The organism is Paraburkholderia sp. RCC_158 (assembly GCF_041355255.1).
Taxonomy (GTDB): domain Bacteria; phylum Pseudomonadota; class Gammaproteobacteria; order Burkholderiales; family Burkholderiaceae; genus Paraburkholderia; species Paraburkholderia graminis.
Genome location: NZ_JBFUPM010000025.1, coordinates 86,030 through 92,130, shown reverse-complemented (window position 1 = coordinate 92,130; position 6,101 = coordinate 86,030). Strand labels below are relative to the sequence as shown.

4 protein-coding genes are annotated in these 6,101 nt (G+C 56.3%); all 4 read left to right on the top strand.

The window, feature by feature from the left end; genetic code table 11:
- Positions 1-274 precede the first annotated feature (274 nt).
- Positions 275-1,720, top strand: coding sequence for a flagellin (locus tag AB6809_RS31335; protein WP_371028016.1), 1,446 nt, complete (start codon positions 275-277; stop codon positions 1,718-1,720).
- A gap of 139 nt (positions 1,721-1,859) precedes the next feature.
- Positions 1,860-3,674: a flagellar filament capping protein FliD gene (fliD, locus tag AB6809_RS31330; protein ID WP_371028015.1), complete on the top strand. Its 1,815-nt coding sequence runs from the start codon at positions 1,860-1,862 to the stop codon at positions 3,672-3,674.
- A 2-nt stretch (positions 3,675-3,676) separates the two neighbouring features.
- A complete protein-coding gene (locus tag AB6809_RS31325) occupies positions 3,677-3,994 on the top strand; it encodes a flagellar protein FliT (RefSeq protein WP_371028014.1) in 318 nt (105 codons plus the stop codon).
- A gap of 349 nt (positions 3,995-4,343) precedes the next feature.
- Positions 4,344-6,101 (top strand): tetratricopeptide repeat protein (locus tag AB6809_RS31320; protein WP_371028013.1); only part of this gene is annotated, 1,758 nt, incomplete at its 3' end.

Below are 6,101 nucleotides of genomic sequence, written 5' to 3'. Positions count from 1 at the left end.
AACCGGTTCAGCAGAAACTCGCCGCCTGAAGTCGAACGCGCTCAAGCTGCCCATACACCACTCTTGACGATAGCTCCGAAAAACCGCGCCGAGCCGCCTATCTTCTAGTTTATTACACCGGGTTCAGCTAGTGGCGCGAGGGTATTGGGGCCCCAAAAATTAAAGTTCCTTTGCGGATTGCCGAAATCCTCTTTGAGGCGGGCAGCAATGAACGAGTGCTTTCCGCCGATGCCAACGTGGCGTATGGGCTCACGGCCTATTTAGGAGATTTTCCATGCTCGGAATCAATAGCAATATCAACTCGCTGGTTGCCCAGCAGAACCTCAGCGGCTCGCAAAGCGCTCTTTCGCAAGCCATTACCCGCCTGTCGTCCGGCAAGCGGATTAACAGCGCGGCGGACGACGCGGCAGGTCTGGCGATCTCGACCGGCATGCAAACGCAAATCAACGGCCTCAACCAAGGCGTCTCGAACGCAAATGACGGCGTTTCGATGATCCAGACCGCAACGAGCGGTCTCGCGCAGATCACGTCGAGCCTGCAGCGCATTCGTACCTTGGCGGTGCAGGCATCGAACGGCGGTTTGACGGCGGACAACCAAGCTGCATTGCAACAGGAAGTCCAACAACAGATCGCAGAAGTGAACCGTATTGCGTCGCAGACGACATACAACGGCAAGAGTGTATTAGACGGCTCCGCAGGAACCGTCAACTTCCAAGTTGGCGCAAACGTGGGCCAATCGATCAGCCTGAACCTGTCGCAGAATGTGTCGGCGGCGTCAATGGGCGGCGGATACGTGCAAAAGGGCGCTACACTTGGCACGATCACCGGTCTTAACCTCGATGCGACCACGGGTGCGGCGCCGACCAGCGTGGCAGCAGGTCAGAAAGACGGTGTCATCACGTCGATCAATATTCAGTCTGACGGCGCTGGCGGCTTTACCTACACCGATCAGAACAACAAAGCTCTGACGAGCGCTGCATCTAGCGCGCTGTTTTCGACTACCCAAGTGAGCGGCGTTACGACGCTGTCCTTGGCTACCTCGACCGATTTGAGCTCTCCGTCCAAAGCCATCACCGATATCAGCTCGGCCAATGCTACCGGCCTCGCTGCAGGCACCGTACTCGGTACTGTGTCTAATATCTCGGTCGATGCGGGTAGCGGTAAAGACGTCACGGCAGGGACGGCCGGTGCCGTGACTGGTGTGACCGTGAAGTCGGACGGCAGCGGTGGCTTCCAGTTCTTCGATCAGAATGGTGGTCAGCTGTCGGCTGGTGCTACGGCTGGTCTGTTCGCCGTGAGCGGTACTGCCGGCAGCCAGATGACTCTGGCAGCAGGGACGGTCAATTCAGCTCCCGCGTCTACACTGTCGACGGCAATCAAGACGCTCAACTTGACTAACGCACCGACGTCGGTGGCAAATATCGACATTAGCTCGAAGACCGGCGCGAATATCGCGATTGAATCGATCGACAATGCGTTGACCACGGTGAATAACATCCAGGCAACGCTAGGCGCAGCGCAAAACCGCTTTACCGCTATTGCCACGACTCAGCAGGCGCAGTCGACGGATCTGGCGCAAGCGCAGTCGAACATCACGGACGCCAACTTCGCGCAGGAAACCGCAAACCTCAGCAAGGCGCAGGTTCTGCAGCAAGCCGGTATCTCGGTATTGTCGCAAGCGAACTCGCTGCCGCAGCAAGTCCTTAAGCTTCTCCAGTAAAGCTGGACTGCTAAATGGCATAGGTATCGTGCACGGCGCCTATGCCATCAATTGTTTTACACGGGAGGCACTGCCTCCCGTAATACATTGCGATAACTGACCAGGTTTTACTGACTTTACCGACGCACGGAGCTGCTTCATGTCAACTGTCTCGACGGCATCATCCACGACCGCCACCGCCACAACCACGAGCACCAATGCCGCGCTTCAACAGGCCGCACAGTCGATCATCAGCGGTTCCACGGGCAATTCGTCGATGGATGTATCATCGCTGGTCACAGCCCTCGTTAATTCGAAGACGGCTGGGCAACTGGCGGCGTTGACCGCGCAAACGACCAGCGATAACACGAAGATATCCGCGATCGGCACATTGAAGTCGGGGCTGTCAGCATTGCAAGCCACCTTGGCGAGTCTCGCGAACGGGACAGCACTGTCGTCATTTGCTGCGACGGCAACCGGTTCGGGGCTAACGGCCACTGCCGGCGTCGGGGCGGTAGCAGGCAGCTACACAGTTTCAGTGTCGCAAGTCGCGCAAGCACAAACAATTTCTTCCGGCGCTTTCAGCGCTACCGCTGCTGTCGGAACTGGCACTTTGAACGTTTCTGTTGGCGGTAAGTCGATGAGCGTCAATATCGATTCGACAAACAATACGCTGAGCGGCATTGCTTCTGCCATAAACTCGGCGACGGGCAATCCCGGTGTCTCCGCGACAGTTGTGACAGGTACGGACGGCGCGCACTTGGTGTTGCGCTCTACTTCAACGGGTGCCGCGAATACGATTAGCGTTTCCTCAAACAGCGCTGGGCTGTCAAGCCTAGGGGTGACGTCTTCGCCGTCGCTCACCTCCGCCGTCTTTGGCAGCGCGCAGCAACTTGGTGCTGGCACGCTGAACATCGCACTCGGCGGTAACTCGATGAGTATTAACATTACCGCGCCGAACAGCACGTTGAGCGATGTAGCGTCGGCGATCAACAGTCAAAATGGCGGCGTCACTGCAAAGGTGGTAACCACATCCAACGGATCGCAGCTAGTACTGAGCTCAACCAACGGCAGCACCAGCGCAATCAGCGTTACAACGAGCAACGTCACGAACGATGCCGGGTTGTCGAGCCTTGGTGCCATGGCCACCACTTCGTCGATTAACTCGACCGGCGCTGGTGCGTGGACACAAGCGCAATCCGCCCAAGACGCTCTCTTCACGGTCGACGGCACCCCTGTTAGCAGCTCCAGCAATTCATCGTCGACTGCAATCGCTGGCGTCACCTTGAACCTGACCGCCGCGGCGCTGGGAACAACCACTTCTGGCGTGACAACTGGCAACTCACAGACGTTGACGATTGCATCTGATACGACTTCGCAAGCCACTGCGATCAACAACTTTGTGAGTGTCTACAACACGCTGGTCACGACGATGGGTGCACTGACGTCGTTCGATGGCACCCAGGCGCAGGGCTCCCAGGCTGGGCCTCTGCTGGGTGATTCGATGGCCAATACGATTAAGAACACACTTGGTAGCATCATCAGCGGTGGTGTGAAAAACGGCAATTCAGCGCTTTCTCTCGGCTCGATCGGGATCACGCTGAATGCCGACGGCACGCTGACCACTGACAGTGTTACGCTGACCAGCGCCTTGAACAATTCTTCGTCGACCGTCGCTGCTCTTTTCAACTCGACGACTGGTATTGCTGCAAAGCTGAACAACAGCATCGGCAGCTTCACTGCGACGGGTGGCATCATGGATACCGAAACCACGGCGATCAACGCTGATCTGGCAAGTATCAAGACGCAGCAGACTGCGCTGAGCAACTACACCGCTCAATTGACAAGCCAGTATCAGGGGCAATTCACCGCCCTCAATACCTTGATGGCGACGATGAACAATAATTCGCAATATCTGACGCAGTTGTTCGGCGGCTCAAATAGCGCGGGCGCAATGGCCACCAACAAGGGTTGATCATGCAAGAAGAACGCCAAATTACGTCTTCAGAACTGGCGCAGAAGGTCCATTCTTTGTCGCGATCGATTCAACAGGCCGCGTTGCTGGCCGACTGGATCGAGGCTGCCCGGCTCGTAGAAGACCGTGCGCCATTGCTGACGCGATTGACGGGAGATCAGGGCGACGAGACACTCCGTATCGCGCGCTGTATTCAGGTCATTGACGAATCCGTGCTCGCGATGGCGGCAAGCAGCAAAGAAGAGTTGGAGGCGGAGTACTGTGCGGCGATGAAGCGCACGAGTGTGACAAAGCATTACCACAGTATCGCGCTGCTTTGACCACGTTGCGCGGACTTTTCACAAAAACACCAACACACACAACAATGCAGCAGCAACTCGAGCCGAACGCCTGAATCGTTCAGCTTGTGCCCGCTACGTGCGGGCTTCTTTATTTGTTCTGGCAGAACGCCGCCGAATTAGAGGCATTTCACGGCACTGCTCAACGCTTTGATGGCCGCGACGCACTAATACACTCGTTATTGGCCTCGCCTGTAGCAGCGTCCATCGAAAGGCCTGCCAAGCCGCATTTGTTGTCGTCCGCTGTGGCGGCGGGGTTGCAGGGGTCCCTGGGGAAATTCGCCACCCGCACCGTGGTTTCAACACTATTCTGTCTTTGCTGCGACGAACTATGAGACATGCACTGAAGCATACAGCTAACAAAAAAAGCCCCTATCAGTCGGCCGTTGCTCTTTATTCCAGTGCTCGATTTGCGGCGGCGTTGGCCACGCTCAAGCCAATGCTGCAACCTTCCCTAAACACACCACGAACCGATCGAGCGGCGGCGTACAACTTGGCCGCAGCCTGCTCGCTTAGTCTGAACCAAGCGGCGGATGCGGAGACATACTGGCGACGTGCCATTGAAGAGAAGCCTGGTTATGCGGAGGCCTATAACAATTTAGGCGTGCTGCTGAAACAACTTGGACGCTTGCCGGAAGCAGAAGCAGCTTGCCGGCAAGCAATTGGCATCAACCCCGACTATGCCGAGGCTCACAATAGCCTTGGTTCACTGCTTTACGATTTGAACCGCTTCGACGAAGCGGAAGAGGCCTGTCGTAACGCCTTGGCGCTAAAGTCAGATCACGTCGAAGCTCAATACAATCTAGGCGTCGTCTTGTACGGTCAAGGCCGCCTAATTGAAGCAGAGGTCGCCTTCAACAAGACATTGGGAACTTGCCCGCATCATGCGGCGGCATGGAACAACCTTGGCAATGTGCTTTACAACCTAGAGCGGCACCAAAATGCAGAAGCCGCTTACAGAAAGGCACTAGCAATCACACCAGACTTCGCTCAAGCCCACTACAGCTTAAGCGTCCTGCTCAAAGAACTCGACCGTCTTCCCGAAGCTGAGATTGCTTGCCGACATGCGTTAGCCTTACGCCCTGACTATCCCGAGGCTCATCATCATCTCGGGACACTGTGCTATGCCTCGAAGCGGCTTGCGGAAGCCGAGGAGGCTTATCGCCGCGCCTTGATTCTTAAGCCGGGAAATGCCGATTGCTATTATAACTTAGGCGTTGCGCTGCATGGTTTGAAGCGCATGGGGGAAGCCGAAGCTTCTTACAGAAGGGCGTTAGAGATTGACGCAAGGCACGCTCACGCGCTTAACAATCTCGGCATGCTGATGATCGAACTCAACCAGCTTTCGGAAGCGGAGGCTTGTTATCGGGAAGCGCTGCGCATCCATCCTGAATTTGCCGAAACTTGCAACAATTTAGGTGTGCTCCTGAAGGAGCTTGAGCGCCTGCCCGAAGCTGAGGCGGCGTGCCGGCAGGCACTGGAAATCCGCCCCAATTATGTTGAGGCGCTCAACAACCTCGGTATCATCCTCCAAGATCTTAAGAGATTTCAGGAAAGCGAGGAGACTTATCGGCAAGCGCTAGCCATCAACGCGGGCTACGCTGATGCCTGGTACAACCTCGGTATCTTGCTCAACGAAGTCGAACGACTGCCAGAGTCTGAGGCAGCTTTCCGGAAATCGCTTCTGATTGAGCCCAGCTTGACCAAAGCACATAACAACCTGGGCATCGTGCTCCAGCGGTTGGATCGCTTGAATGAAGCCGTGGATATTTATGAGCAGGCCATCGGGCAAAACCCGGACTACCGTCAGGCTCACAACAATTTAGGCGTTGTTCTTAAAGAGCTTGACCGGCTGCCGGAGGCGGAGGCGCATTACCGTCAGGCGCTCGCGATAAGCAACGACTATGCAGACGCCCGTTATAACCTCGCCTCGCTCATGCTTGGTACGGGACAATTGACGAAAGGGTGGCCGCTTTACGAGGCACGCTACGACGAAGGAATGGGCGTCCGTAGTTCGTTCGCGCCTGGTGTGAGCTGTCCGCAATGGCGCGGTGAGCCACTAACTGGTAAGTCTCTCCTTGTGTGGTTC

Bases quoted from the DNA above. Each gene is read 5' to 3' on its own strand.
- fliD (WP_371028015.1), top strand. From the start codon at position 1,860: ATGTCAACTGTCTCGACGGCATCATCCACGACCGCCACCGCCACAACC.
- AB6809_RS31335 (WP_371028016.1), top strand. From the start codon at position 275: ATGCTCGGAATCAATAGCAATATCAACTCGCTGGTTGCCCAGCAGAAC.
- AB6809_RS31325 (WP_371028014.1), top strand. From the start codon at position 3,677: ATGCAAGAAGAACGCCAAATTACGTCTTCAGAACTGGCGCAGAAGGTC.